24 protein-coding genes and 4 pseudogenes are annotated in these 25861 nt (G+C 66.9%); 15 read left to right on the plus strand and 13 right to left on the minus strand.

The features are described 5' to 3' along the window. Nucleotides 1-46: 46 nt before the first annotated feature. Nucleotides 47-463, minus strand: coding sequence for a hypothetical protein (locus ACIBQX_RS35125; RefSeq protein WP_397012259.1), 417 nt, complete (start codon nt 461-463; stop codon nt 47-49). A gap of 120 nt (nt 464-583) precedes the next feature. Between ACIBQX_RS35125 and ACIBQX_RS35130 the strand changes: the two are divergent. Then, nucleotides 584-797 (plus strand): annotated as a pseudogene (locus ACIBQX_RS35130) (transposase family protein); the annotation flags it as partial. Nucleotides 798-997: 200 nt separating this feature from the next. Here the strand turns inward: ACIBQX_RS35130 and ACIBQX_RS35135 are convergent. The 4 genes from ACIBQX_RS35135 to ACIBQX_RS35150 all read right to left on the minus strand — a co-directional run bounded on the left by ACIBQX_RS35135 (nt 998) and on the right by ACIBQX_RS35150 (nt 4786). After that, nucleotides 998-2671, minus strand: coding sequence for an IS701 family transposase (locus tag ACIBQX_RS35135; protein ID WP_397012261.1), 1674 nt, complete (start codon nt 2669-2671; stop codon nt 998-1000). Between the two features lie 99 nt (nt 2672-2770). After that, nucleotides 2771-3253: a phospholipase gene (locus ACIBQX_RS35140; protein WP_397012263.1), complete on the minus strand. Its 483-nt coding sequence runs from the start codon at nt 3251-3253 to the stop codon at nt 2771-2773. Between the two features lie 489 nt (nt 3254-3742). Further along, nucleotides 3743-4180, minus strand: a complete 438-nt coding sequence (locus ACIBQX_RS35145) for a peptidase inhibitor family I36 protein (RefSeq protein WP_397012265.1) — start codon at nt 4178-4180, stop codon at nt 3743-3745. A 252-nt stretch (nt 4181-4432) separates the two neighbouring features. Continuing rightward, a complete protein-coding gene (locus tag ACIBQX_RS35150) occupies nt 4433-4786 on the minus strand; it encodes an alpha/beta fold hydrolase (RefSeq protein ID WP_397012267.1) in 354 nt (117 codons plus the stop codon). A gap of 71 nt (nt 4787-4857) precedes the next feature. On the opposite strand from ACIBQX_RS35150, the gene ACIBQX_RS35155 reads away from it, so the two are divergent. Beyond that, nucleotides 4858-5292: a transposase gene (locus tag ACIBQX_RS35155; protein ID WP_397012269.1), complete on the plus strand. Its 435-nt coding sequence runs from the start codon at nt 4858-4860 to the stop codon at nt 5290-5292. 505 nt (nt 5293-5797) lie between these two features. On the opposite strand, the gene ACIBQX_RS35160 is transcribed toward ACIBQX_RS35155, so the two are convergent. Next, nucleotides 5798-6304: a nuclear transport factor 2 family protein gene (locus ACIBQX_RS35160; protein ID WP_397012271.1), complete on the minus strand. Its 507-nt coding sequence runs from the start codon at nt 6302-6304 to the stop codon at nt 5798-5800. Between the two features lie 76 nt (nt 6305-6380). Between ACIBQX_RS35160 and ACIBQX_RS35165 the strand changes: the two genes are divergently transcribed. Next, nucleotides 6381-6866, plus strand: a complete 486-nt coding sequence (locus ACIBQX_RS35165; RefSeq protein WP_397012273.1) for a winged helix-turn-helix transcriptional regulator — start codon at nt 6381-6383, stop codon at nt 6864-6866. A 152-nt stretch (nt 6867-7018) separates the two neighbouring features. On the opposite strand, the gene ACIBQX_RS35170 is transcribed toward ACIBQX_RS35165, so the two are convergent. Beyond that, nucleotides 7019-7912: an RNA polymerase sigma-70 factor gene (locus tag ACIBQX_RS35170; protein WP_397012275.1), complete on the minus strand. Its 894-nt coding sequence runs from the start codon at nt 7910-7912 to the stop codon at nt 7019-7021. Between the two features lie 245 nt (nt 7913-8157). Continuing rightward, nucleotides 8158-8748: a peroxiredoxin-like family protein gene (locus tag ACIBQX_RS35175; protein ID WP_397012277.1), complete on the minus strand. Its 591-nt coding sequence runs from the start codon at nt 8746-8748 to the stop codon at nt 8158-8160. A gap of 390 nt (nt 8749-9138) precedes the next feature. On the opposite strand from ACIBQX_RS35175, the gene ACIBQX_RS35180 reads away from it, so the two are divergent. The 7 genes and pseudogenes from ACIBQX_RS35180 (at nt 9139) to ACIBQX_RS35210 (ending at nt 17427) form a co-directional block, all read left to right on the plus strand. After that, a complete protein-coding gene (locus tag ACIBQX_RS35180; RefSeq protein WP_397012279.1) occupies nt 9139-9744 on the plus strand; it encodes an oxaloacetate decarboxylase in 606 nt (201 codons plus the stop codon). A 63-nt stretch (nt 9745-9807) separates the two neighbouring features. Next, a complete protein-coding gene (locus ACIBQX_RS35185; RefSeq protein WP_397012281.1) occupies nt 9808-9942 on the plus strand; it encodes a hypothetical protein in 135 nt (44 codons plus the stop codon). 465 nt (nt 9943-10407) lie between these two features. Next, entirely contained in the window at nt 10408-11355 is a 948-nt protein-coding gene (locus ACIBQX_RS35190) for a haloalkane dehalogenase (RefSeq protein ID WP_397012880.1), read from the plus strand. Nucleotides 11356-11626: 271 nt separating this feature from the next. Beyond that, a complete protein-coding gene (locus ACIBQX_RS35195) occupies nt 11627-11821 on the plus strand; it encodes an SDR family NAD(P)-dependent oxidoreductase (RefSeq protein ID WP_397012283.1) in 195 nt (64 codons plus the stop codon). A gap of 1131 nt (nt 11822-12952) precedes the next feature. After that, nucleotides 12953-13804 (plus strand): annotated as a pseudogene (locus tag ACIBQX_RS35200) (beta-L-arabinofuranosidase domain-containing protein); the annotation flags it as partial. A 157-nt stretch (nt 13805-13961) separates the two neighbouring features. After that, on the plus strand, nt 13962-15773 hold the full coding sequence (locus ACIBQX_RS35205) for a family 43 glycosylhydrolase (protein ID WP_397012285.1): 1812 nt from the start codon (nt 13962-13964) through the stop codon (nt 15771-15773). Nucleotides 15774-15786: 13 nt separating this feature from the next. Further along, complete coding sequence (locus tag ACIBQX_RS35210; RefSeq protein WP_397012287.1) at nt 15787-17427, plus strand: glycoside hydrolase family 27 protein; 1641 nt, start codon at nt 15787-15789, stop codon at nt 17425-17427. A gap of 336 nt (nt 17428-17763) precedes the next feature. Here the strand turns inward: ACIBQX_RS35210 and ACIBQX_RS35215 are convergent. After that, nucleotides 17764-17949: pseudogene (locus ACIBQX_RS35215) on the minus strand (Tn3 family transposase); the annotation flags it as partial. On the opposite strand from ACIBQX_RS35215, the pseudogene ACIBQX_RS35220 reads away from it, so the two are divergent. Further along, nucleotides 17932-18112: pseudogene (locus ACIBQX_RS35220) on the plus strand (IS630 family transposase); the annotation flags it as partial. The pseudogenes ACIBQX_RS35215 and ACIBQX_RS35220 sit on opposite strands and share 18 nt — an antisense overlap. On the opposite strand, the gene ACIBQX_RS35225 reads toward ACIBQX_RS35220, so the two are convergent. From ACIBQX_RS35225 to ACIBQX_RS35240, 4 genes are all read right to left on the minus strand, one after another. After that, nucleotides 18084-18584 carry a hypothetical protein gene (locus ACIBQX_RS35225; protein ID WP_397012289.1) on the minus strand — a complete coding sequence of 167 codons (501 nt, stop codon included), beginning with the start codon at nt 18582-18584 and terminating at the stop codon, nt 18084-18086. The pseudogene ACIBQX_RS35220 and the gene ACIBQX_RS35225 sit on opposite strands and share 29 nt — an antisense overlap. Nucleotides 18585-18825: 241 nt before the next feature. After that, nucleotides 18826-19647, minus strand: coding sequence for an alpha/beta fold hydrolase (locus ACIBQX_RS35230; protein WP_397012291.1), 822 nt, complete (start codon nt 19645-19647; stop codon nt 18826-18828). 19 nt (nt 19648-19666) lie between these two features. Beyond that, complete coding sequence (locus tag ACIBQX_RS35235; RefSeq protein ID WP_397012293.1) at nt 19667-20236, minus strand: DJ-1/PfpI family protein; 570 nt, start codon at nt 20234-20236, stop codon at nt 19667-19669. A gap of 92 nt (nt 20237-20328) precedes the next feature. Continuing rightward, nucleotides 20329-21072: a GntR family transcriptional regulator gene (locus tag ACIBQX_RS35240; protein ID WP_397012295.1), complete on the minus strand. Its 744-nt coding sequence runs from the start codon at nt 21070-21072 to the stop codon at nt 20329-20331. A gap of 437 nt (nt 21073-21509) precedes the next feature. Between ACIBQX_RS35240 and ACIBQX_RS35245 the strand changes: the two genes are divergently transcribed. The 4 genes from ACIBQX_RS35245 to ACIBQX_RS35260 all read left to right on the plus strand — a co-directional run bounded on the left by ACIBQX_RS35245 (nt 21510) and on the right by ACIBQX_RS35260 (nt 25799). Further along, the gene (locus ACIBQX_RS35245; RefSeq protein ID WP_397012297.1) at nt 21510-22874 is read left to right on the plus strand and encodes an extracellular solute-binding protein; all 1365 of its coding nucleotides are present in this window, start codon (nt 21510-21512) and stop codon (nt 22872-22874) included. A gap of 80 nt (nt 22875-22954) precedes the next feature. Then, nucleotides 22955-23821 carry a carbohydrate ABC transporter permease gene (locus tag ACIBQX_RS35250; RefSeq protein WP_397012299.1) on the plus strand — a complete coding sequence of 289 codons (867 nt, stop codon included), beginning with the start codon at nt 22955-22957 and terminating at the stop codon, nt 23819-23821. Beyond that, the gene (locus ACIBQX_RS35255) at nt 23821-24732 is read left to right on the plus strand and encodes a carbohydrate ABC transporter permease (RefSeq protein WP_397012301.1); all 912 of its coding nucleotides are present in this window, start codon (nt 23821-23823) and stop codon (nt 24730-24732) included. The genes ACIBQX_RS35250 and ACIBQX_RS35255 overlap by 1 nt, the downstream gene beginning before the upstream one ends. Before the next feature lie 65 nt (nt 24733-24797). Beyond that, nucleotides 24798-25799 carry an ABC transporter ATP-binding protein gene (locus tag ACIBQX_RS35260; protein ID WP_397012303.1) on the plus strand — a complete coding sequence of 334 codons (1002 nt, stop codon included), beginning with the start codon at nt 24798-24800 and terminating at the stop codon, nt 25797-25799. Nucleotides 25800-25861: the final 62 nt, after the last annotated feature.

Here is a 25861-nt window from a genome sequence, read left to right on the forward strand (position 1 = left end):
CGGCCCGACCTGAGCACGAACAATAACCAACGACAACATCAGGGGGTCAAGATTCAGACGTCGCCAGGGGGTCAGGATTCGACCGTCGTTGACAGTTCTCCCGTGCCAGTCGCAACACCAGGACGCGGATGGACCGGACGGTGCGTGGGCGTCCACGCCGCCGGGGTACGCAGGCCGCCGCGTCACGGCGCCGCAGCAGATCGCGGTGCCAGCGCAGGATGGTGTCCGACCGAACCAGCAACGTCAAGTGGCGCAGCCTGGCGACCGGCAGACGGTGAAGCAGCCCAGCGAGAAGGAACCGGTCATCCGGCGTGAACGCGGGCTTGGCCAACTGCCGCTGCAACACCCCCAGCTGATGCCGCAGCACCAATATCTCGATGTCTTTGTCATGATCGCTTCTCGGCAGGAGCCGTAGGAACGAGAAGGTGGTCGTCACCGTGAGGTAGGCCAAGCGCAGCAACACGACCGACCATCATGCCGCCATCATGCGCAGCGCTCGCGATACCCACCAGAAACCGAGCCCGTCCACTATGTCTTTGACCTGCCCGGATGAATATTCGGCACCCGCAGAGCCGAGGGCCCGGTTCTCACCCCGTACAAGGGCAAGAACAAGCCCGAGTCCCAGAAGCAGGCCAACCGTGCCCACGTCAGGCTCCGCGGACCCGGCGAACGCGCGAACGCCCAGCTGAAGAGCTGGAAAATCCTTCGCAAGCTACGGCCCGAGCAAGGCCGGCCATCTCTGCAAGGCCATTGCCGTCCTTCAGGACCACCCCGTTGCTCAGACCGCCGGAGGATGAAAAAGGGTCAATCATGCACCAGCTCATCGACGACCCTCAGCCCACCGAGCAAGTGCGGCTGGAGTACTAGTACTACAACCTGATTTCGTGATGTCTGAGCCAGCGTTTCCAATAGTGGCTGCTGCGGGCGCGGGTCTGGTCCTGGCGGCGGCGAGTGGACCAGGCGAGGGCGAAGTCGAGCGGTCGGGTGATTGTCGTGGTCAGGTGTGCCAGGAGACGACGGATCTCCGCGGGTGTGAGGCGGACCAGGCCGCTTGGGCTTTTGGGGCGTGCGCGGCGGTGACGGCCAGATAGGCGTGAGCGAGCATGGCGAGGGTGATGTGGCGGTGCCAGGCGTCGAACCGGCGGACCTGGTAGTGGTCCAGGCCGGTCTCGTTCTTGGCCGTTTGGAAGCACTCCTCGATCGCCCACCGGGCGCCGGCTACGCGGACAAGCTCGGCCAGGGTGGTGCCGGCAGGGCCGTGGCACAGGTAGTAGGCGATCTCCGGTTGGCCCTTGGCGTTCGGGGTGAGGGCGCGGCGTGCCAGGAGCCATCGCTGGTAGCCGGGCTCGGTCTCGAAGTGCACCGTGGCCAGCGCCCAGTCATACAGTCGGGGCCCCTTGGTGCCGTTCCCGGCGGACAGGCGTTTCCATGCCTCGGGTGGAGCGGCGGCGACCAGGGTGTCGGCGCGGGTGTCGCCATCGCGCAGTCCCATCGCGACAACCTGGCTTTTGGGCACGGCGACCACGTAGTTCACCCGGCGTTGTTCAAGGAAGCGCCGGAATTTCGAGTCCATCCCGTACGCCTCGTCCGCTGTCGCCCACGACACCGGCATTCCCGCGTCCAAGGCGTGGGCGAGCATCTGCCGTGCCAATGCAGGCTTGGTCGCGAACTCCACCTCATCACCGATCCCGGCAGCGCGGCAGCGCGGCCGGTCGTCCGTCCAGGACTTGGGCAGGTACAACTCCGCGTCGATCAACGCCCGCCCCAGCGGGGAGGCATAGGCCAGGAACACCCCGAGCTGGCAGTTCTCCGTCCGGCCCGCAGTCCCGGAGTATTGGCGCTGCACTCCGGCCGACTTCGTGCCCTTCTTCAAGAAGCCGGTCTCGTCCACGATCAGCACCGCGTCCCGGTGACCGAGATTCTCCACCACATAAGCCCGCAGGTCATCGCGCATACCACGGGCGTCCCACCTGGCCTGGTTCAGTAACCGCTGCATGCGATCAGGCCCGTCGTCGCCGGCAGCCTCCGCCAGCTGCCAGCCGTTCTTCCGCTCCACCGGCGCGAGCAGCCCCATCACATACGCCCGCGCTTGACGGCGGGGCTCCACCCGCCCGAACCGGCCCGCCACCCGCGCAAACAGCGCATCCAGTCCCGACACCCACACCCACACCCGCAGATCATCAGCAGCCACCACAACCCGCATGTTGGTGGCCACTACCCGGCGGAACCGTTCGGGATGTGCGGCCAGCAGGGGCAGGCCCAGCGCGCCGCCCCAGTCGTGGCACACCATGGTCACCTCGCGCAGGTCCAGCCTGTCGAACACGGCCTCGCGCAGCCAGTCGAGGTGCCGTTCATAGGTGTAGGCGAACCGGTCGGCGAGCTTGTCGGACTTGCCGAACCCGATCAGATCGACGGCCACGCATCGGTGCCCGGCCGCCACCAGCGGTGGAATGACGTGCCGGTACAGATAGCTCCACGAGGGATTGCCGTGCAGCAGCAGGACGGTCTCCCCCGACGCCGCTGAATCCTCGGGCCGCTCGTCCAGGTAATGCATCCGCAGCCGTCCGCCGTCGATCGCGACATAGTGCGGCTCGAACGGGTAGTCCGGCAGATTTTCGAAGCGCGCTTCCGGGGTGCGCAGCACCCGCAGGTCCTCCGTAGTGATGGTCATGATGTGTGCCTCCTCCGCGTCCAGTAGTGATTGGTGGCTGTTCGGGGTGTGAACGCAAGGCCGTGGGGCGTGGCCCCAGGTAGCCTTCGGGGCATTGCCTCACAGGATCCCGGCGAGTCGTACGGCGTTGTAGTACTGCTTGGCGATCCTTCTGCACGTGGCGCGCTGCACCTCAAGGAAGCCGTACGCGCGGTTGCAGACCCTTTCCATGTCGTAGAGGAACGCCTTATCGACGCGCTCCTTATTCGGCGAGCTGAACGACCTGAGGCTCTTATAGTTCCTGTAGCCGAAATCATGTCGCCAACAGGCGAGTTCGAAATTGAAGCCCCCAGGCTTGTCCGGGGAACTCGAGCAGTAGTCAGTCGTCCAGTTCCAGCGCCAATAGTTTCTACCCTGGTGAGCATCTGTTAGTTCGCTGACCCATAACTGTGCCCCTGCGTTCCCGACTGCGGTAAGCCTCGCAAGGCGGGCGAGCCTCTGCGCTTTGGTGGGCTCCGCCTGAGTCTCGAGGGATTGGGTAGCGGCAGGGCTTGCGGCCGCTGGAGCGCTCACTGATGAGGCGAGGGCTCCAGCGAGCGCCATGACGGTCAGGGTGGCGCGCGTCTTGTTCACAGATTTCCTCTCGGTCGGCAAACAGCGGTAAAGGCCGCCGTCCGCTTAACTGCTGCTTCTCCCTTGACCAGGGCATGCTTGTATGCTGGCCGTCTCAAGAGTGAGACCAGAGAGTTGGAGTGTGACGCGAATCAGGGAATAGAGATTCAGGCCACAAGGCGGCGGGGGACAGTGTTTCTGCCGGGAACATCGGCGACCGAGGAGTTGTCGGCCCAGGCCGATGGCGGTCAACTCGGCCTACTGCATTCGCCGCTGCGCTTATTGGAACAGGTCCCGTCCGGTGGCCCTATCCGTCAGCGTCAGCTTCCTAAGGCGAGGTTATTAGTGCCGCCGCTTCCGGGGACTGGTCGCTGAACAGGGCGGCGCTACGCAGAGATCTAGCACGTTCCACCGCCCTCCGATCGAGAGTCTTCTAGAGCATGGCGTGATGCCATTTATGATCGGGTGACTCGCCCATAACTAAATGAAGATTCTATCGATCTTGTTATTCCAGGTCCCCCCGCCAGGGTATCTTTCCGTTCCGAGATCGTAGTAGTAGCCGCCTGGGCCTACGGGAAGAATTTCGTCACCCTGAGGCCAGGAGCGGGAGTTGACCATGCCCACGAGGACATCGGTGCGGTTCCAGATGCTGGTGATCCGGTCCCGCCATCCGACGTCGCCCAGGTTGTGACGTCCTGCTTCCCTCCACCTCTTTCCGGCGCCTTCGTATCCGATCCACTCCCAGACGCAGACCCATCCGTCGGGGCAGTCCGAGGCATCGCGCATGATGACGGCGGAAGCGCTTGCGCTCTGGGCTTTCATGGTCGTGCTGGCCGAAGCTGGCGATGTCATTGGCGCCGTGATTATGGCGGCGACAGTAGCGGCGAAAACCGCGGTCGTGTAGCGCTTGTATCGCATTTGCTTCTCCTCTTGTCGCGCCTCTGCTGTTTGCCGGTCACGTTCTATGAGTGAAGCCAGGGGATTGAATGTGATGCGGGGCGGGTGGATGTGGCCTACATCACAGCCCGGCCTCGATGGCCTCGGTAAAGGAGCGCGCAGCCTACTGCGACAGGGGGAAGGTGGTGTGCTTCTTGGCGGCCGGTCTCGATGACGACGTTGAGCGAGGTCGGCGAGGCGGCGTTGTGGAAGCTGGTCACACAGGCTGAGGCGTCACGTTCGAAGGCCCCTGAAGAAGGCCTGGACGTCGGCGGCCAGCAGGTCGGGCTCCTCCATGGCGGCGAAGTGGCCGCCCCGGTCGAACTCGCTCCAGTGCACCACCGGGTTGGTCTTCTCGGCCCACGCACGCACCGGCGGCGCGATCTCGGCGGGGAACAGCGCGAGGCCGACCGGCACGCTGAGCGGCTCCGGCATCGCCCACCCCTGGGCGAACTCGTAGTACAGCTGCGCCGAGCTGCCCGCCGTACCCGTGAGCCAGTAGATCATGACGTTGGTCAGCAGCCGGTCGCGGTCGACCGCCTCCTCGGGCACGTCCTTGGCGTCGGTCCAGTCCTTGAACTTCTCCACGATCCAGGCCAGCTGGCCGGCGGGGGAGTCGGTCAGGCCGTAGGCGAGCGTCTGCGCCTGGTCGCCTGGATGTGCAGGTAGCCCGACAGCTCCTGCTCGAAGCGCTGCAGCCCGCCGAGGGTGCGGGCATCTCCGCCGAGGTGGGGCTCGACATGAGCCGCTTCCCCACCGCCGAGCACCTGGTGTCGTGGGCCGAACTCTGCCCGCGCACCATCCAGTCCGGAGCCAAGCACCGCTCCAGCAAGAGCGGCAAGGGCAACCCCTACCTCAAGGGCGTGCTCGGCGAGGCCGCCGCCGCGGCCAGCAAGACCGACACCTTCCTCGGCGAGCGCTTCCGCCGCATCGTCAAACGCCGCGGCAAACTCAAGGCCCTGGTTGCCGTCGCCCGCTACCACGGCCTCGGCTCTATCTACCACAACAGCCGTATCGACACCGGCCGGAAGATCCGCAACCACGTCCGGCAACTCGAAGCCCTCGGCTTCACCGTCACCCTCGCCACCGCCTGACCCATGATGACCCGCTCAGACCCAACCGGCGATCACCGGCCGAGGTCCGCTGCCGCGTGACTTGCCAAGGTGGCTATCTTCCGGTCAGGGCCTCTACGGAGTTCGGATCTTCAGGCGGGCTGAAGGCTTCGGATCCACAAGGTGGCCCCGCGTAGATGGAGACCGGCGAGGCGGACCTTGGTACCCGCCAGGAAGGCGCGAAACTGCGGGCTGTCGGCGGCCTGGCCGGGGCAGGACAAGGACAGTGGACCCTCCCGGTCGGCCTGCCTTGTGAGCGGCTCAGTTGGGCCGCCTTCAGCCGCACCTTGCGGGCCGTGGTGGAGTCCACGCTGACCACTCCAGGTCCGCCTGTCCGCGGGCGGCGGCCTCGGCGATCACGTTCCGCATCAGGTACTGGAAGACCCTGTCGTCGCGCAGGATCGGAACCTGTCGTAGACGCGAATCACGGCCCGTGCTCGGCCGGCAGATCACGCAAATGAGCAGTGCGCTCTGGAGTGGACCGTCGTCAGCCGGAGGGCTTGTCCAGTAGGGGGACCAGCGTGCGGTCGCCAACGCGGGTCATCAGGATGAGCGGCTTGACCGCTGCCCCGACCAGCGCCGAGAGCACCGGCTTGCCGGCGGCCCGGGCCAGTCCCGGGCCCAGTGCCGCCATCACGGCCGTCAGTGCGGGCAGCGGCCGTATCCACATCGTGATCTCGGCTATGAGGGCCTCGTCGTTCAGGCGCAGCAGTGTGCTCTCCTCCAGTTCCTGGCCGTTCAGATGGGCGGAGGACGCGAGCATGCGGGTCCGCTCGTCGCCGACGTCGGTGTGGTAGCGCAGGCCGCCCATAACGTTGAGGGCGACGCCGAACAGCTCGCGCATCTGCCGGTGTCCGGCGAACCGTGCGCGGGCGCTGAGGGGAGAGTGGAAGACCACGTCGGGAGCGAGGGTGGCGATCAGCGCGTCGAGGTCCTTGGCCTCGCCCGCCTCGCGGTAACGCAGGCTGGTCGACTCGGCTCGGGCAACGGGCATGACAACCTCCACAGTGAGTACGGATTCTGAACTTAAGAGGGTAGATTCAGAAAAGCAACTGACTAGGCTGAGGGTTATGAACCGTTTCGCCGAGATGCACTGCTCCATCGCCCAGGCGGCCGGTGTGGTCGCTGAGCCGTGGTCGCCGCTGATTCTGCGCGACCTCTATCTTGGGCTGCGCAGGTTCGACGACCTCGCCAGGGACCTCGGCATCTCGCGCAACCTGCTCGCCCAGCGGTTGGAGCGCCTGACCGCGGCGGGTGTGGTGGAGAAGGTCATCTACCAGGAGCGGCCCGTGCGCCACGAGTACCACCTGACCGAGGCCGGTCGCGACATCGTGCCCGCGCTGATGACCCTGATGGCATGGGGGGACCGATGGGCCACCCCGCCGGGCGGACCACCCGCGCTGCTGGTGCACTCGTGCGGGCGGCCGTTCAGCCCGGTGGTCACCTGCCCACACTGCGGCGGCACGGTGGACGCCGACTCGGTGAGTGTGCTGCCCGGACCGGGAGCCGCGCCCGGACCGGGCACCTGGGTCCTGGCAGGGGACCAAGAGGTCTAGCTCTACGACGGTTGCCAATCCGCGTCCCTGAGTGTGACGTCCGACTCAGTCACTGGTAGCAAAGCCCGCACCGATCACCTTCGCCATGTCATCGCTCCCATTAACTCGTCGTATCAGCCCCTTGAGTCTTTCCAGGAGCGAGATGTGACATCTCACCTCGTGGATTTGTCCGGGATGGAGGCGAGCTTGTCGGGGTTGCTGACGACGTAGATGTCGCGTACCTGCTCGCCGTCGGCGGCGAGGTCGAGCACCATCACGGCGAAGGGTGCGTCCTGCGCGAACACGACCACGGAGGGATCGCCGTTGACCTGGCGGTACTGGAGGTCCACACCCTCGGTGCCCCGCGTGTTCGCCACCAGCAGCCGGGCGACCTTGTCGCGGCCGTGGATCGGGCGAGGGCCGCCCGCCGCGGACTTGCCGCCGCCGTCGGACCAGAGGGTGACCTCGGGTGCGAGCATCTCCATCAGGGCGGCCAGGTCACCGCCGAACGCGGCGCCGATGAACCGTTCGGTCACCTCTTGGTGCGTTCGCCGGTCGATCCGAGTACGCGGACGCCGCGCTCGGACGTGTTCGCGCGCCCGGTGGGCGATTTGACGGACCGCGGCCGGAGTGCGGTCGAGCATGGAGGCGATCTCGGTGTGCTGGTAGGCGAACACCTCGTGCAGGATGAACACCGCCCGCTCCAGCGGAGTGAGCGTCTCCAGCACCACCAGCATCGCGATCGACACCGACTCCGCGCGTACGGCGGGCTCGGACGCGTCGTCGTCGGTGATCAGCGGTTCGGGAAGCCACGGGCCCAGGTAGGTCTCCCTGCGCCTCCGCAATGTGTTCTGGTGGGCGAGGGCCTGGTTGACCGCGATGCGGACCAGATAGGCGCGCGGGTTCTCGATCCGGGTCAGATCCCTCGCCGACCACGCCAGCCAGGTCTCCTGGAGCACGTCCTCGGCATCGCCGACGCTGCCGAGCATGTTGTAGACGATGGAGAACAGCAACTCACGGTGGTCGGCGAACACCTGGGAGGCATCGGCCGCGGTGTCATGCATCATGGAACTCCTTGTCAGGACGAATACCCCTCAAGAGCCCGGCGCGTCGAGCGAGTGTGACATCGGCTAGAGCTGTGGGCCTGGCCACCGACGGGTTCCGATCACGAGTGTGGCGGGACGGACGTCGGCTTCCTTCGGCGCGGCGGCCGCGTCGCGTTCCTCGCTGATCAACGCACGTTCAGCCCGGACCGCGGGTGCGTGGGTGAACTCGTGCCGGAGACGAGGGCCGATAAGAACGGCCCGGATCTTCATGTGCTCTCCTTGGCGAGGGCGAGGAACTCGTCGACGGTCCACTGATCGTTCGCGTGCCTGCCGTACTTCACCGCACAGACCCGCCCATCGGGGCCGAGGAGGAAGTCGGCGGGCAGGCCGGTCACGTTCTCCCGGCTCCGGGGGTACGGCCGGCCACCCTTCATCACGCCACGGGCCACCACGGGGTATGCGCTGGGACGCAATGGGGTGAGCCACGCGCGAGGATGCAGTACGGCTCGCAGCGACTGACTGACCCCGAAGGCTCGGTAGAGCTCCTTGCCCGGGTCGGCGATCACCGTGAACGGCAGCGCTCCCTGATGCGGCAGCATGTCCGCCGCCGGCGAATGGAACACCGCGATCTCATGGATCCCAGCGGCTGCGATCTCCTCGTGGCGTACAGCGACCGAGCGCAGATGGACGTTGCAGATCGGGCAGCCCGCGTACCGGCGGAACTGCAGGTGGGTCAGCCCACCGCTCGCGGGCAGCAGGACAGGCACGCTGTGGATGTCGGTCAGCTCCCTGAACTTGATCCGGTCTCCCGGCCTGCAACGCGACCGATCGAGGAGGTACTGCTCGAGCTTGTTCATGACGTCTCCCAGATGAATCTGCCTGTCTCATCGGTCGGCTGTTGGCCTCTGGTCTTCCTCGTCGGAGTGGCCGGTCCTGCCGATCGGGTGCCACGCGCCGGGTACCCGGCGTGATCAGCGGAGGGATCACTTGCCGATGCAGGAAGCTCCGATATCCCTTGGGAGTCATCCGAGCCGCGATGTGTGACATGCGAGCCCACGACCACCATGAAGATAGCGTCAGATGCGGTCTATCAAGGTCACGTAATGACGTGGCCGGAGCGCGACGCGACGCGTGGTTTCCAGCACATCCCTGAGAGCTGAATGACGGATCGGCAGGTTCACCTGCACCCCGTTCGGCCGCGAGCCGGCCCCGGCATGCTGTTCAAACACACCGCCCACGCGGGGGGCATGAGTTCGTGGTGGACCGATGGTGTCGCCGACGTCGGCTGGCTGACCATGACCGAGGTCGTGCAGCAGTGCAGGACGATCGCCGGCTCCGTCGACATCCCGATCTTCTGCGACGCAGACACCGGTTACGGCAGCGCGGTGAACACCCGGCGTACCGTTCAGGAGTTCATCCGCGCCGGGGTCGCCGGGATCCACATCGAGGACCAGGAGGAGCCCAAGAAGGTCGGCGGCCAGGCGGGGATCAGGCTCGTGCCGGGCTCCGAGGCGATCGGCCGGCTCCAGGCGGCCGTGGACGCGCGCGACGAGTTGGACGAGGACTTCGTCATCGTGGCCCGCACCGACGGCTACGGTGCCGAGGGCGGCAGCCTGGAAGAGGCGATCCGCCGGGGTTTGCTGTACAAGCGGGAGACCGGCGCGGACGTCATTTTCTACGAGGGGCTGCGCTCCTGGGAGGAGGTGCGGATCGCGCTCGCCGAGACCCTCGGCCCGGCGTACGCGATCGCCTCCCAGCACGCGGGCCCGACGCGGCCGATCGCCACACTGAGCGAGTGGGGGCAGGCGATCCAGGTCGCGCCGTTCATCCTGCCGGGCGTACTGGAGGTGTGACGGCTGCTGCTGCGGCTGCGGGAGGCCGGTGAGCTGGCCCCAATCGACGACTACAACGCCGCGATGTTCGAGCGCGAGGACTACGTCGGCTATGGCGACGTGTTCGTCCGGCCCGGGTACGACAACGTGCGGCGCTGGGAGGAGAAGTACTACCCGCCGGAGAAGCGTCGCGACTACGAAAACACCATCCACGATTGACGAAGTCACACTCCGGCGGTGGGAGCTCTCCAAGGGGGGAATGACTTTCGACTCTCTTGTGAGCTCTCATGTCCACCGCCTACGTCGTCGTGGCCCTGGCCACGGCCGAGGTCTCGATGTCGTGGCTGATCTTCCCGATCGGCTTCCCTCAAGTCGGCCGGGGCGATTGGCCTGGCCCTCGGGCTGCTCGGCGTGCCCCTGGTCGGGACGGCCGCCGCGATCGGCCTCATCCTCTTCTTCGTCTGCGCGGCCTACACCCACATCCGGGTGAGCGACTACTCCTCGACGTTCTACCTGGGTCCTGCTTCTTCCTCGCCGCCGCCGTCGCCATGCCGTCGCCATGCCGTCGCCATGCCGTCGCCACGCTGCCGCTCGACCTGGCCGCGCACTACTGAGCGGGTGTGCGGAAGGTCACATTGCCGCCGGCGGCGTCACTCTCCCGGCGTCGTCCCGCTCTTAGGGGGCATGACCAACAGACCAGCCATGCACGTCCTGAGGACGCCGGACGACCGCTTCGACGACCTGCCCGGCTACCCCTTCGACCCGCACTACGCCGAGATCGACGCCGGTGACGGGCACGGCACAACCCTCCGCGCGCACTACGTCGACGAGAGCGCCGGGCAGCCGTCGGGAGAGACGGTCCTGCTCCTGCACGGCGAGCCGACCTGGAGCTACCTGTGGCGGAACGTCATCCCGCCGCTGGTGGCCGCCGGGCATCGGTGTGTCGCGCCGGACCTGGTCGGGTTCGGGCGCTCCGACAAGCCGGCCGACCGTTTCGACTACACCTACCAGTCCCACATCGACTGGCTACGCCGGCTCGTGTTCGACGTGCTCGACCTCGACGACATCACGCTGGTCTGCCACGACTGGGGCGGGCTGCTCGGCCTGCGACTGCTCGCCGAACATCCTGGCCGGTTCCGCCGCGTCGTCGCCACCAACACGATGCTGCCCGCGGGCGACCAGGACATGGGTCCGTTCTTCCTGTTCTGGCTGCAGTCCAGCCAGCGCTCCAACCCGTTCAGCGTGGGCGAGGTCGTGACGCGCAACCACCGCTCCGGCAAGGAGATCGACCCCCGCGTGCTGGCCGCCTACGACGCGCCGTTCCCCGGCGAGCCGTACCTGCAAGGCGCGCGGCAGTTCCCGCTGCTCGTCCCGATCTCCCCGCAGGACGAGGCCGCCGGGCCCAATCGTGACGCCTGGGCCGTGCTGGAGCGGTTGGAGATCCCGTTCCTGTGCGCGTACGGCGAACTCGACCCGGTCAGCCGCGTCCACGGCGAGAAGATGGCCGAGCGCATCCCGGGAGCCAAGGGACAGCCCCACGTCACGATCCCGGGAGCCGGGCACTTCGTCCAGGAGGATCAGCCGGGGCCGTTGACCCAGGCCATCGCCGATTTCATCGCGGGAAGGCCGTGACGGTTGGGCGGCCCTTCCGCTTCGGCGGGGCCCTGAGCTCAGCCGTCGGGGAGCCGGCGGCGCTCGGCCTGCCCCATCCCATCGGCGCCGAACGGCGCCGCAACCCTCGAACGCGGCGTCAGAGAGCTGCGGCGCCGCTGCCCGAACCCCGCCCTGCTCATCGGCGGCCGCCTTCGACGGCGCGTCCGTGGTCGCGGAGCGCGCCGCCTTCGCGGGCCGCGCCGGGCCATGGCATCCGTCATCGAACTGCTCAAGTGAAAGGAGTCTCGTCATGCGGGTCGCCCTGATTACCGGAGGCGGGAGAGGCATCGGCCGGGCGATCGCCATGCGCCTGGCCGCCGGCGGAGCGAACGTCGTCGTCAACTACCGCAGCGATGCCGAGGCGGCCAAACAGGTCGCCGCCGCCGTGGAGAACCTGGGGGGCCAGGCCGCGGTGATCCGGGCGGATGTGGCCGTACGAGCGTGACGCCGTCGCATCAGACCACGGTGCCAGCGCAGGACGGTGTCCGGACGGACGAGAAGCCGCAGCCGGCGCAGGACCTCGCGGGGCAGCGAGGCCAGGAGCGCAGCGACAAAAGCCCGGTCCTCGGGTGCGAATCTCACTCTGGAGTTAGCGCCGAGCTGGCGTTCAAGGACGGTGATCTGGTGACGCAGGACGAGAATCTCCACATCCTTATCCCGGTCGCTCATGGGCAGCAATCGCAGCGCAGCGAAGGTGCTGGTGATGCTGAGGTAGGCCAGGCGAAGGAGCACAGCGGATCATCCTGCCGTACGCGGTTCCGCCTCCCGGGCGACCGGAACTCGCGTACGCCACACGAAACCCTCGCAGAGTCATGACCTGGGTGGATGTGATTATCGGCAGGCGCACAGCCGCACGCAGGGGAACAACCGCAAGTCACCCCGGGCACCTGAGCCGAACGCCCTTCCGATCGAGCAGGCCGACCGCCATCGATCAGTAACTTAACCTTTGATCGGTCGCAAGTTACCTGTTGCCATCCGTACCTTCTGTGAAACTTTCACATGCACAAGCAGTGTGATGCGATCTTCCCGGAGGAGAAACTCCACGCGAGGAGGCGTTCCGGCGGCGAGGCGCGTACCGGCGAGAAATTCCTCTTGTTGACGCGAGGCCGGACCGTCGGATGTACTCCGGCACAACGAGCTCAACACCTGCAAGCTCGGTTGTTAGCGTTAACAATACCTACCGGCCAAGAGGAGCCCAGGATGTCCCGCCACCCCCTTCCGAGCAGCCCGCGTACGGCCCCATGACTCGACCCGCGAGATGTTAACGCTAACAACGTCCTCGGAAAGCAGCGTCAAGACCTGACCCGGTGAACGCGTGACCGGCGGACGCCGGTCACCACCCCCCATTCCCAAGGAGCTCCAGATGTCCTTGAGCCGTCGTCAGCTCTTTCAGGCCGCGGGCGCGACCGCCGCGCTCTCGGTCGCCGACCGGTTAGCCGGCGCCTCCCCCGCTCTGGCCGCACTCCCCTGGGCCAGATCCGACATCGGCGTCTCGGCGTACGAGTTCGACCTCGGCCAGGTCCGGCTGACCTCCGGTCGCTGGCTGGACACCACCTGCCGGGACAAGGCCGGCCACATGGTGGCCGAGCTGGCCCGATGCCAGGCGAACAACGGCGCCGCCGGATTCTCCAGCGGCTACCTGTCCGGCTTCCCCGAATCGGACATCACGGCCGTGGAGAACCGCACCCTGACCAACGGCAACGTGCCGTACTACTGCCTCCACAAGACCCTGGCCGGGCTGCTGGACGTGTGGCGGCTGCTCGGCAACACCCAGGCCAGGACCGTGCTGCTGGCCCTGGCCGGGTGGGTGGACGCACGCACGTCGCGACTCGGCGCGAGCCGGATGCAGGCCATGCTCGGCACCGAGTTCGGCGGCATGAACGCCGTGCTGACGGACCTGTACCAGATGACCGGCGACTCCCGCTGGCTGGCCACGGCCCAGCGATTCGACCACGCGGGCGTGTTCGACCCACTGGCCGCGAACCAGGACCGGCTCAACGGATCGCACGCCAACACGCAGGTGCCCAAGTGGATCGGGGCGGCCCGCGAGTACAAGGCGACGGGCACGACCCGCTACCGCGACATCGCCGCCAACGCCTGGTCCATCACCGTCGGCGCGCACACGTACGTGAACGGCTCCAACAGCCAGGCCGAACACTTCCGCCCACCCGACGCGATCGCCGCCCATCTGACCAGGGACACCGGCGAGGCGTGCAACACCTACAACATGCTCAAGCTGACCCGGGAGCTGTGGCTGCTGTCGCCGACCCGGGCCGACTACTTCGACTACTACGAGAACGCCCTGCTCAACCACCTGATCGGGCAGCAGAACCCGTCGGACCCGCACGGGCACGTCACCTACTTCACCCCGCTCAACCCCGGCGGACGCCGGGGCGTCGGCCCGGCCTGGGGCGGCGGCACCTGGAGCACGGCCTACAACTCCTTCTGGTGCTGCCAGGGCACCGGGATCGAGACCAACACCAAGCTGAACGCCCAGCACCTTCCGGCGCCCACGCGGTCCAGCGTCCGGGAGCATCCGCCGTGTCCGGGACCCACGAACACCCCCCACCTGAGGAGGACAACCGGTGAGATCTGCCCTGCGCACGGTTCTGTGTGCCGTCGGCCTGCTGCTTCCTGCCGTGCTGTTCCCATCGGCGGCCGGAGCCGACAACCCGATCGTGCAGACCATCTACACGGCCGACCCCGCACCGCTCGTCCACAACGGCCGCGTCTACCTCTACACCGGCCACGACGAAGACGGCTCCACGTACTTCACCATGAAGGACTGGCGCGTCTACTCGTCCTCGGACATGGCGAACTGGACGGACCACGGCTCGCCCATGAGCCTGGCCACCTTCGCCTGGGCCGACGCCAACGCCTGGGCCGGCCACGTTGCCCACCGCAACGGCCGCTTCTACTGGTACGTGCCGGTCCGCGACCGCGCCACCGGCTCGATGGCCATCGGCGTCGCGGTCGCCGACAGCCCGACCGGCCCCTTCCGGGACGCCATCGGACGCCCGCTGGTCAACAACGGCGAGATCGACCCCAACGTCTTCATCGACGACAACGGCCAGGCGTACCTGTACTGGGGCAACCCTCGCCTCTGGTACGTCCGCCTGAACACGGACATGATCTCCTACTCCGGCAATCCCACGCAGATCCCCCTCACCACCGCGGGCTACGGCACCCGCACCGGCAACCCCGCCCGCCCGACCCTGTATGAGGAAGCCCCTTGGGTCTTCAAGCGCAACGGCCTCTACTACAACGTCTTCGCCGCCGAATGCTGCTCCGAGTTCATCGCCTACTCGACGGCCCCAAGCGCCACCGGGCCGTGGACCTACCGAGGGACGATCATGCCCCGGCAGGGAAGCAGCTTCACCAACCACGCCGGGATCATCGACTTCAACGGCGGGTCGTACTTCTTCTACCACAACGGCGCCCTCCCCGGTGGAGGCGGTTTCACCCGGTCAGTGGCCGTGGAGAAGTTCACCTACAACGCCGACGGCACCATCCCCACCATCACCATGACCACCGCCGGACCGCCTCAGACCGGCACGCTCAACCCGTTCGTCCGCCAGGAGGCCGAGACGATCGCCTGGGCCTCCGGGGTCGAGACCGAGCCCTCTGGCGAAGGCGGCATGAACGTGGGCTACATCGAGAACGGCGACTACATCAAGGTCAAGGGAGTCGCTTTCGGCAACGGCGCCTCCTCCTTCACCGCCCGCGTGGCCTCGGCCACCAGCGGCGGCCGGATCGAGCTACGGCTCGGCAGCGCCACCGGCACCCTCGTAAGCACCTGCACCGTCACCGGCACCGGCGGGTGGCAGAACTGGGCCACGGTCACCTGCCCGGTGTCCGGCGCGACCGGCACCCGTGACCTCTACCTCCGGTTCGCCGGCGGCAGCGGCTACCTGCTCAACCTCAACTGGTGGCAGTTCACGCCGAGCAGCGGCAGCGGCGACGACCTGCTGGCGAACGGCACCATGGAGAACGGCACGGCGGGCTGGACGACTTCCGGGGGCACCCTCTCCTCCGCGACGGACGTCGCGCACGCGGGCAGCCGGTCGCTGCTCAACTCCGGGCGCACCGCGGCATGGCAAGGCCCCCACCAGAACGTGACCGCGCACCTCAGCAACGGCAAGAGCTACACCACCAGCGTCTGGGTCCGCTCCCAGAGCGGCACCCCCAGCGCGAAGGCGACCCTGACGCTGACCGCGAACGGCACGACGAGCTACATACAGCTCACCCCGGCTCAAAGCGTCAACGCCAACGGCTGGACCCACCTCACCGGCACAGCAACCGTCTCCTGGACCGGGACGCTGACCAGCGCCTCCTTCTACGTCGAGACCACCGCGGGCGCCGACGGCCTCTACGTCGACGACGCCTCCTTCCAGTGACAGGAGCCCAACCATGCTGAACCACCGATCACCGCTGAACAGGAAACGAACACGCGTCCTACTGGCGCTGACGGCGCTGGCCGTCGCGCTCACCCCCGTCCCTCAGGCCCAGGCGCTGGAGAACGGTGTGGGCCGTACCCCGCCGATGGGATGGAACACCTGGAACACCTTCGGCTGCAACATCAACGAGACGCTGATCAAGCAGACTGCCGACGCCCTGGTCGGCAACGGCATGCGGGACCTGGGCTACCAGTACGTCGTCGTGGACGACTGCTGGTTCGACCCGACCCGCGACTCGGCCGGGAACCTCCAGGCCAACCCGTCGAGGTTCCCGAGCGGCATGAAGGCCCTCGGCGACTACCTGCACGCCAGGGGCCTGAAGTTCGGCCTCTACCAGGCCCCGCTCGACAAGACCTGCGCCCAGTACTTCGGCTCCTACCCCGGCGCGACCGGCAGCCTCAACCACGAGGCCCAGGACGCCCGCCAGTTCGCCGCCTGGGGCGTCGACTACCTCAAGTACGACTGGTGCTCACCCACCGGCACCATCGACGACCAGGTACGCACCTTCGCCAAGATGCGCGACGCCCTGGCCGCCACCGGCCGGCCGATCCTCTACAGCATCAACCCCAACAGCATCCACGACAAGACCGGCCCACGGCGGAACTGGGGCGACGTCGCCAACATCTGGCGCACCACCGAGGACATCACCAACACCTGGGACTCCGGCCAGACCAACGGCTACCCGATGGGCATCCAGAACATCGTCAACGTCAACGCGCCACTGTCGGGCTACGCCCGGCCAGGGGCCTTCAACGACCCGGACATGATGGAGGTCGGCCGGGGCGGCATGAACGACACCGAGATGCGCAGCCACTTCGCCCTGTGGGCGGTCATGGCCTCGCCGCTCATCGCGGGCAACGACGTCCGGAACATGGACGCCGCCACCACGACGATCTTGAAGAACCCCCGCCTGATCGCCATCAACCAGGACGCCCTCGGCCTGCAGGCCACCCAGATCAGCAACGACGGCACCCGCCGCATCCTGGCCAAACGCCTCAGCAACGGCGACGTCGCGGTGGCCCTGTTCAACCAGGGCGGCAGCACGACCACGATCAGCACCACCGCCTCCGCCATCGGCCTGAGCGGCAACTCGTTCTCCTTGCGCGACGCCTGGACCAACGCCGTCACCACGACCACGGGAGCCATCTCAGCGAGTGTCCCGTCCCACGGCACCGTGGTGTTCCGCGTCAGTGGTGGCACACCCGATCCCACGACGCGGATCCAAGGTGTCGGATCGGGCCGGTGCCTCGACGTGGTCGAAGCGTCTCAAGCCAACGGCACGCCAGTGAACATCTGGGACTGCAACGGGCAGGCCAACCAGCAGTGGACCTCGACATCCGCCGGTGAACTGCGCGTCTATGGCAGCAAGTGCCTGGACGTCAACAACAACGGCACCGCCGACGGCACGAGCGTTCTCATCTGGGACTGCAACGGCCAGAACAACCAGAAGTGGCGCTTCAACGCCGACGGCACCATCACCGCCATCGGCGCGAACAAGTGCCTGGACGTGCCCGAGAGCGGCACCGCCAACGGCGTCCGGCTCAACATCTGGACCTGCCACGGCGGCACCAACCAACGGTGGAACCGCATCTGATCTCGGCGATGCCCGATCCCACATGAACGCCTGAACCACGAGAGCCTGCTCGCCGCCATCTCGTCGGCGAGCAGGCTCAAGCGGGGATACGGCCTGCACCACTAACGATCTCGCCGTCACCCAACAGACCTTTCCCCCACCTGTCACACCTCTCACGAAGCTCCGAAGACGCGTCGATTCAACAGGGAACACGTCCGTGGTCACCGGCCCGCCCAGCCCGCACGTGGTCGCCGTCCTGGACCACGTCGGCGACCGGGAAGCCGCGGCCCTGCGAGCACCTGGCGCATCACCTCCCACCTCGATCCGCCGGGGCTCGGCCGAGGCGCCACCCCTGACCAAAACGACGGCATGGACGACAAGTCCAAGAGCCGCGAGTTGATCCTCCGGGCCTTCCCGATAGGCCTGTCGGATCCGACCGGAGTTGCCGTGGCAGATCTTGCGGGCCAGGCGGTGCCGGGAACCGTGGACCGACAGCTGTTTGCCCAGGCTGCGGCGGTAGCTGGAATCCATCGGGTCCAGCATCCGGTCAAGCTCCGCAGCCTCTCGGACCAAGAGGGAGAAGCTGCAGCGCATCGTACGGCGCGGCACGATGGGCACAGTGCGTTACCGGCGGGCGATGATCCTGCTGGCCTCGGCCGGCGGCAACACCGTCCCGATCATCGCGCGTTTGGTCCAGGCCGATGAGGACTGCGCCTGCCGATCTCCCACACCGTGGACGGCGCGACCTTGATGCCGAGCGTGGTGAGCTCACCGTGGACCCGCCGGTAGCCCCAGCCGGGGTTCTCCCGAACCAGGCGCAGGACAAGGGTGCGGATGGAGCGGGCGGTGGGCGGGCGGCCAGGCCGCTTCGGTGGGCAGGTGCGGGCATGACGCCGTTTCGTTAGATCGCGGTGCCGGCGCAGGACGGTGTCCGGTCGGACGACGAGCCGCAGTCGGCGCAGGACTTCTCGGGGCAGCGAGGTCAGGACCGCGGCGAGTAAGGCCCGTTCTTCGGGCGCGAAACTTACTCCGGTGTCGGCGCCGAGTTGGCATTCAAGGACGGTGATCTGGTGCCGCAGGGCAAGGATCTCCACGTCCTTGTCCCGATCGCCCATGGGCAGCAACCGCAGCGCGGCGAAAGCGTTCGTGACGGTCAGATAAGCCAGGCGAAGCAGCACAGTCGATCATCATGCCGCACGCCCTCCTTTCTCCTGGTGACCGGACCTCGCGCCGCCATGCGAAGCCATCGCAGGTCTATGACCTGGGCGGATGTAATTGTCGGCAGGCGCAATGTCGAGCGATGACCTCGGCCACTGCCTCGTCATGGCTCGGGTCTCGGGGAGGGCGCTAGCTTCTGCGCGGATCACGCCTGATTCATGCTGATCTGCTTGAGCACGGGCTGCGGACCTGTCGCAGCAATTAGTGACCTCGTTCCCGGCCGAGGAAACACGACAGGAGTTGCCTGAAGTCGTGCGGGTGCTCGAGCGCCGGCACGTGCCCGCATCGGCCGAGCACGTACAGACGGACATCGGCCAGGTGTTCGAGCAGGGGCAGGGCTGCCGTCCCGAGCGGGGTGACTCGGTCCTCGGCACCGTGGACGAGCAGCACGGGCGCGCGGACCCCTGCCAGCGTTTGCGCCGAGAGGGTGAGGTCGTCGGCCCAACGTGCCCTAGGTGGAGGGAACAACGACGCGAATGCGGCCGCTCCCGCTCGCATCGCAGCTGCACGGGCAGCGACGGCCGACTCGGTCACGAGCGCTTGGTCGAGGACGAGGCGACTCAACATGTCTCGTGCCCCGAGCGGGCCGGCGGGGGCGGCCCAGACCGCGTCGAGCTCGGCGGACAGCGGCGCCCCGGGGGCGCCCATCGTCGAGACCGCCACGACACGGGTGACCTGCTGGGGACGCGCGGCCGCCAACGCCAGCGCCACGGCACCGCCCATGGAGTGACCCACCACGGCGTAGTGCTCGACACCGAGAGCATCCATCAGGCCCGCGGCCTGCTCCGTCCACAGCCGGAGCCCACCCCTGGAGCCCGCCGGGATCGGTGTACGGCCGAACCCCGCCTGGTCAGGAGCCACCAGGCGCCAGGACGTGCCCAGCGCCTGTGCCGTCGTTGCCCAGGCGCCGGATCCGGTCGTACCGGGTCCGGAGCCGTGCAGCATCAGCACCGCGGGCCCGGTGCCGCTCTCCATGACGTGGACGGGGGAGCCGTCGACTGTGACGGTCCGAAGTGCCGTCACCGGGACAGGTCAGGTGTGCTCATGCCGATGCGGAGTTGATCGACTTCGAAAAGAGCTCCATCATCGCCCTGCCGAATTGCGGCATGTCGGGCCACCCCCGGCAGGAGACGAGGTTGCCGTCCACGACGTCGGGAGCGTCGACGACCGTCGCGCCCGCGTTCTCCATGTCACCGGTGATGGGGGGGAAGCACGCCGTCTTTCGACCCTTCAGCAGCCCGTACACAGCTGGCACCTGCGCGCCGTGGCACACCAGCGCGATCGGGAGGTTGCGCGCGAAGAAGTGCTCGGTGATGCGCCTGACGTCGGCGTCGACCCGGATCCACTCGGGGGCGCGTCCCCCAGGGATGATGAGGGCGTCATAGCGCTCGACGTCGACCTCGGCCCAGGGCACGTCGACCGGCAACTTTCGGCCGTTCTTCTCCACGTAGGCGTCGGAGTTGGGGTCGAACTCGTGGATGACCAGCTGAACGTCACGCATCGTCCGTGACGAGACGTCAACGTCCCAGCCGCCCTCCTGCACGCGATAGTAGGGATACATGGTGTCGAGCTCCTCGGCGGCGTCGCCGGTCAGGAGCAGTGCTCTGGGCACCTGCTTCTCCTCGCATCTGGGGCGGGTGAGGTGGATCCAATCCGATCCAATCCGATCCGATTGGGTTAGCATTCCTCGGCCCAGCCCGCCCGTCAAGCCTTTACCGCCATTCCGTCCGCGTCCTTGACCTCGTCGAACAATCGTCGGAACCGCTCGCCGGACAGCAGGATGTGCCGACGCATGGCGTAGGCGGCGGCGTCGGGGTCACGCGCGGCGATCGCGGCCAGAACTTCTTCGTGCTCGGCCATGGCCAAGTGAGTGACCTGGGTGTCGTGGAGAAGCCGGAACAGGTGCACGTGCGTGTGCAGGCGAGCGAGCGCTTCGCGGATGACCTGGTTCTCCGCGCTCAGGGCGACGAGATCGTGAAAAGCGGCGTCGCGTAGACCGAAGGCGCCATAGGCCATGGGCCCGTCGCCCCCCTCCAACTCCGCCATCTCCTCCAGCATTCGTCGCAGACCGGCCACCTGCTTCGAGGATGCGCGTTCGGCGGATCTGCGCGCCGCTGCCGGCTCGAGGAGCAGGCGGAGCTCAAGCATGTCCTCGAATCGGTGACGGGTGATTTGGGGGGGAATGCGATAGCCAGCATGGGGCACACGCACGACCAGGCCCTCGGCCTCCATGCGGTTGAGAGCGTCTCGGATCGGCGTCTGCGAGACCCCCAGCTCTCGCGCCAGGACGTCGATCGTGACGCGGGAGCCAGGCTCGATCCGTAGCGACATCAGCTGTCCGAGCAGCGTGTCGTACACCTCGTCGGCAAGCCGGCCGCGAGATCTTCCCGGCGGCGTTCCGCCCGTCATGGCTCCACGGCGCCGCGCGATCATCGCTTCGTCGTCCATCGTGACATGAGGTCCTTTCTTGCGTCTTCGGGAACCTGTTGACATCGGTCGCACCGCTGCGGGATGTTGACGCCCCCACTCGGATCGTATAGGAAAGGTGACGGATGCCAGCCATCCTGCACCCATCGCTCCGCTTCGATCAGTTGAAGCTCCTATGAGCATGCTCGACGTCCTACTCGGTTCACCACCGGGCCGAACAAGGACCGAAGGACTTCTCGACTGCTTGAAGCCCCATTACGTCGCGGCGTACTCGTGACGCCGGTCTGCGGGCCAGGCCCTGCGACCGCCTGCAACACGCCTGAACAACCCAGCAACTGCTCGGCGAAGCACGCAGCAACTGCTCCAGAGGTCCCCCCACCCAGAAAGCAGGCAAGAGGATGCGGTATCCAAAGCGAATAGGACGACTGTCCGTTCCCCGTCGAAAGGTGCAGCTGGCGATGGTGGCCATGTTGGTGGCCACGACCATGGCGGCTTGCGGCCAGGACGACGGCGCGAAGGCGAGCGCCCCCAAGGCACCGGCGACCATCCCGGAGCTCACCAAGGACCCGCTGACCCTCAGCTTCATCTGGTTCGACTGGCCCCCCGCCCACGCGCTGGAAGCCTTCGCGAACGCGGAGTACGCCAAGGAGCGGTCGAACGTGACCATCAAGGTCAACACCGTGCCGAACGCGAACTGGCACGACGCGATATTCACCCAGTTCGCAGCGCACAAGACCGACTTCGACATCCCGATCCTGGACTCGCAACACATCGGCGAGGCCGTGACGAACGGCAACATCCTCGACGTCACCGACTTCGTCAAGAAGAACATCGACGTCAAGGCCTACAACCCGTACCTCCTGGCGGCCTACGGCCAGTTCCCCCAGGCGGAGACGGGGAAGCGCGACGAAAACGCCAGCCTGTACGGACTGCCGTTGCTCGGCGACACCTGGACGATGATCTACCGCAAGGACCTGATCGGCGACAAGCCACCTCAGACCTGGGACCAGATGATCTCAGTCGCCGAGAAGTGCCAGGCGGACAACCCCGGCGTCAGCGGGCTGGCTTTCCACCAGGCCAACGGCTCCGACGCCGCGGCCGTAACGTACAACACGGTCAACGGCGTCTACGGCGGCAACCTCTGGGACTCCAAGACGCGCAAGATCGATGGCGTCCTCAACGACGCTGCGGGCCATGAGGCGATGGACGTCCTGGTCAACAAGATGAAGCCGCTGACCGCCAAGGGCTCCGGCAACTGGTTCATCGACGAGGTGAACGCGGCGGTCGCCCAGGGCAAGGCATGCATCGCGTTCAACTGGATCGCCGCGAGCGGCGGCCTGCTCGACCCGAAGCAGTCGACGCTCGGCACCACGCGGGAGCGAATTCTCGACAAGCTGGGTTTCGCCACCCTGCCGAGCCAGAAGACGAACCTGGTGCCTCTCGGCGGCATGGGGATGCACGTGTCGGCCTACTCCTCCACGACGAACCAGGCGGAGGCCCTGAACTTCATGAAGTGGTTCGAGCGGGCTGACATCCAGAAGAAGTGGGCCGCCGCCGGTGGCGTGCCATCGCGTACGGACGCCCTGGAGTCGCCCGAGTTCCTCAATGCCCAGCCGTTCAACCAGGTGTACACCGACTCGGTTCCGCGGATGCGGGACATGTGGAACGTGCCCGAGTACGCGCGCCTCGTCGACATTGAGAACACCAACGTGAACGCGGCTCTCAACGGCGCGAAGAAGCCGAAGGATGCGCTCGACGACATCGCCAAGGAGCAGCAGGGCGTGCTCGACTCCAAAAACCGCAAGGGCGGCGGCGGACTGTGAGTGACCCCGTCTCTCTGACGACCGACCACCCCGGGCAGGTGGCGTCTGCGACGCCGCCTGCACCGGGTCGGTCCCGCCGCTTGAGCGACCGCTGGCTCACCGTGGTCTTCACCTCCCCCGCGTTGCTGCTGTTGCTCGCCATGTCGGTGTTCCCGTTGCTGTGGGCGTTGTACCTGTCGTTCACCGACTACTCGGCTACCCGCGGGGGGCCCGCCCATTTCATCGGGTTCGAGAACTACACCGCCATCCTGACTTCGGCGCAGGTCCACCAGAGGGCCTTGACGACGTTGATCTACGTGTGCGGCGCGGTCGCTCTGCAGACCGTGCTCGGTTTCGCCATCGCCTACCTGATCTCACGGCGCACGCACGGGCGAGGACTGCTGACCACTCTGTTCCTGGTTCCGATGATGCTGTCGCCGGTCGTGGTCGGGCTGTTCTGGCGATTCATGCTCGACGCGCAATTCGGCGTGATCAACAGCATGCTCGGCTCGCTCGGCCTGGGGCAGGTGGAGTGGCTCACCGGGCAACGAACGGCATTGATTTCCCTGATCGTGGTCGACACCTGGCAATGGACGCCGTTCATCATGCTCATCGCACTTGCGGGCCTTACCGCGGTCCCCAAGTACTTGTACGAGGCCGCCTCGATCGACCGGGCGTCCGAGTGGTTCCGGTTCCGCACCATCACTCTTCCGCTGGTGTGGCCGCTGCTCCTCATTGCTGTGTTGTTCAGGGCCATCGAGGCCTTCCGGCTGTTCGACCTCGTCTACATCCTCACCAGCGGAGGTCCGGGGGTCTCCACCGAGACGTTGTCGTTCCACGTCTACAAGGTCGCGTTCCTGGGCTTCAACACCGGAACCGCCTCGGCGTACGGGATCCTCATGGTCCTCGTCGTCATCGTGCTCACGCAGCTCTACCTGCGCTACTTGAACAAGCTCAAGGAGGACTGATGGCCGTCTCCGTCGACGAGGCCGTGCCCACAGGTCCTGTCCGGGATCACACGCCCCCCGCGCGCCGCCGTGGCGGCCGGGGCCGCTCCGTGCTGGAGATCGCGCTGCTGATCGTGCTGGCCGTCGTGATGCTCTTTCCGGTGCTGTGGATGATCGAGACGTCCATCAAGGAGAACCGGGACGTCTACGCCATTCCGGCCAAGTTCTTCGGCTTCAAGGTCACCATGGACCATTTCAAGGACGTGTTCGTCGCCTCCGGCGGCGGTCGCTCGGCCTTGTCCGTCTCGTTCCTCAACTCCGTCGTGGTCGCCGGAGTCTCCACGGTGCTGGCCACCGTTCTGGGGGTCCCAGCGGCCTGGGCCTACTCACGCTTCGCCGTGAAGGCCAAGAAGGACCAACTGTTCTTCATCCTGTCCACCCGCTTCATGCCGCCCGTGGTGGTCGTGATCCCGATCTTCCTCATGTACCGCCAAGTCGGACTCATCGACACCAAGCTCGGCCTGATCCTCATCTACACCGCGTTCAACGTCCCGTTCACGATCTGGATGATGAAGGGGTTCGTCGACGAGGTGCCCGCAGAGTACGAGGATGCCGCCATGCTCGACGGCTACACCCGCTTGCAGGCGTTCTGGCGATTCACCCTTCCCCTGCTCGTGCCCGGCATCGCCGCGACGGCGGTCTTCGCACTCATCTTCTCGTGGAACGAGTTCGTGTTCGCCATCTTCCTCACCTCCGGCGACGACGTGCGGACGGCCCCACCCGCCATCGCCGGCCTCATCGGTGGAACCACTGTGGACTGGGGTCTCGTGGCCGCCGCCTCCATAGTGTTCGCCCTACCGGTGCTCGTCTTCGCCTACCTGGTGCGCAAGCACCTCGTCGCCGGTGTGACGCTCGGGGCGGTGCGACGCTGATGGCGGGCATCGAGGTGACCTCCCTGCACAAGCGCTACCCGGACGGGACGGTCGCAGTTGATCACGTGGACCTGTCCATCGGCGACGGCGAGCTGTTCGTGATGCTCGGCCCTTCGGGTTGCGGCAAGACGACCACGCTGCGGGCCATAGCCGGCCTGGAGAGGCAGACGACGGGCGACATCCGCATCGGCGACACGCTGGTCAACGACCTGCCGCCCGCCGAGCGCGACATCGCCATGGTGTTCCAGTTCTACGCTCTCTACCCGCATCTGAGAACCCGCGACAACCTGGCGTTCCCACTGCGGGCCGAGGGACTGCCCAAGCCGGAGGTGCAGGAGCGGGTCGACGAGGCCGCCCGGCTGATGCGGCTTGGTCCGCTCCTGGACCGGCGACCGCACCGGCTGTCCGGCGGGGAGCAGCAGCGCGTCGCGCTTGCTCGCGCCCTGGTGCGACGACCGCGCGCATTCCTCATGGACGAACCTCTCACCAATCTGGACGCGGAGCTGAGGGCGGACATGCGCACGGAGATCAAGCACCTGCAGGGGGAGCTGGGGACGACGATGGTCTACGTCACCCACGACCAAGTCGAGGCGATGTCGCTCGGTCACAGAATCGCCATCCTCAACAAGGGCCGCGTCGAGCAGATCGGCACGCCGCTGGAAGTCTACGACCGTCCGGCGAGTCTTTTCTGCGCCGCATTCATCGGCTCCCCGCCGATGAACCTGATTGAGGTGGAGGTGGCCGACGGGAAGCTGCGCAGTCAGAGCGGACTGGTCCTCACGCCACCGCCAAGCCTGCCGCGCGACCGTTGCCTGGTCGCAGGCGTCCGGCCGGAGGCGCTGGAAGTCACGGAACCAGGGGCGGAACGTTCGGTCCCGGCCCGCGTGGTCTCGGCGGAGTGGCTGGGCGACGAAATCATCTACGTGGTTGACCACGGCGGCCAGCGCGACGTACGGGTTCGGATGCCACCGACAGTCCGTTTCGCTGCTGACGCACCGGTCGGGCTGCGGCACACCGGCGGCCCCCCGCCGGTCTACGACGTGAGCACGGAAGAGCTGGTGGCCTGATGGGAACCGTGGCAGTGCATGGGCTGTGCAAGTCCTTCGGTAAAGTCCAGGCCCTGGACGGG

It is taken from the genome of Nonomuraea sp. NPDC049714 (assembly GCF_044465295.1).
Classification (GTDB): Bacteria; Actinomycetota; Actinomycetes; order Streptosporangiales; family Streptosporangiaceae; genus Nonomuraea.

What these genes read in the sequence shown, in the direction of transcription:
- ACIBQX_RS35240 (WP_397012295.1), bottom strand. Translation starts at nt 21,072, where the DNA reads ATGGACGACGAAGCGATGATCGCGCGGCGCCGTGGAGCCATGACGGGC.
- ACIBQX_RS35180 (WP_397012279.1), top strand. Translation starts at nt 9,139, where the DNA reads ATGAGTTCGTGGTGGACCGATGGTGTCGCCGACGTCGGCTGGCTGACC.
- ACIBQX_RS35185 (WP_397012281.1), top strand. Translation starts at nt 9,808, where the DNA reads ATGTTCGAGCGCGAGGACTACGTCGGCTATGGCGACGTGTTCGTCCGG.
- ACIBQX_RS35210 (WP_397012287.1), top strand. Translation starts at nt 15,787, where the DNA reads ATGCTGAACCACCGATCACCGCTGAACAGGAAACGAACACGCGTCCTA.
- ACIBQX_RS35160 (WP_397012271.1), bottom strand. Translation starts at nt 6,304, where the DNA reads ATGCCCGTTGCCCGAGCCGAGTCGACCAGCCTGCGTTACCGCGAGGCG.
- ACIBQX_RS35245 (WP_397012297.1), top strand. Translation starts at nt 21,510, where the DNA reads ATGGTGGCCATGTTGGTGGCCACGACCATGGCGGCTTGCGGCCAGGAC.
- ACIBQX_RS35170 (WP_397012275.1), bottom strand. Translation starts at nt 7,912, where the DNA reads ATGATGCATGACACCGCGGCCGATGCCTCCCAGGTGTTCGCCGACCAC.
- ACIBQX_RS35190 (WP_397012880.1), top strand. Translation starts at nt 10,408, where the DNA reads ATGACCAACAGACCAGCCATGCACGTCCTGAGGACGCCGGACGACCGC.
- ACIBQX_RS35175 (WP_397012277.1), bottom strand. Translation starts at nt 8,748, where the DNA reads ATGAACAAGCTCGAGCAGTACCTCCTCGATCGGTCGCGTTGCAGGCCG.
- ACIBQX_RS35135 (WP_397012261.1), bottom strand. Translation starts at nt 2,671, where the DNA reads ATGACCATCACTACGGAGGACCTGCGGGTGCTGCGCACCCCGGAAGCG.
- ACIBQX_RS35255 (WP_397012301.1), top strand. Translation starts at nt 23,821, where the DNA reads ATGGCCGTCTCCGTCGACGAGGCCGTGCCCACAGGTCCTGTCCGGGAT.
- ACIBQX_RS35165 (WP_397012273.1), top strand. Translation starts at nt 6,381, where the DNA reads ATGAACCGTTTCGCCGAGATGCACTGCTCCATCGCCCAGGCGGCCGGT.
- ACIBQX_RS35195 (WP_397012283.1), top strand. Translation starts at nt 11,627, where the DNA reads ATGCGGGTCGCCCTGATTACCGGAGGCGGGAGAGGCATCGGCCGGGCG.
- ACIBQX_RS35140 (WP_397012263.1), bottom strand. Translation starts at nt 3,253, where the DNA reads ATGGCGCTCGCTGGAGCCCTCGCCTCATCAGTGAGCGCTCCAGCGGCC.
- ACIBQX_RS35145 (WP_397012265.1), bottom strand. Translation starts at nt 4,180, where the DNA reads ATGCGATACAAGCGCTACACGACCGCGGTTTTCGCCGCTACTGTCGCC.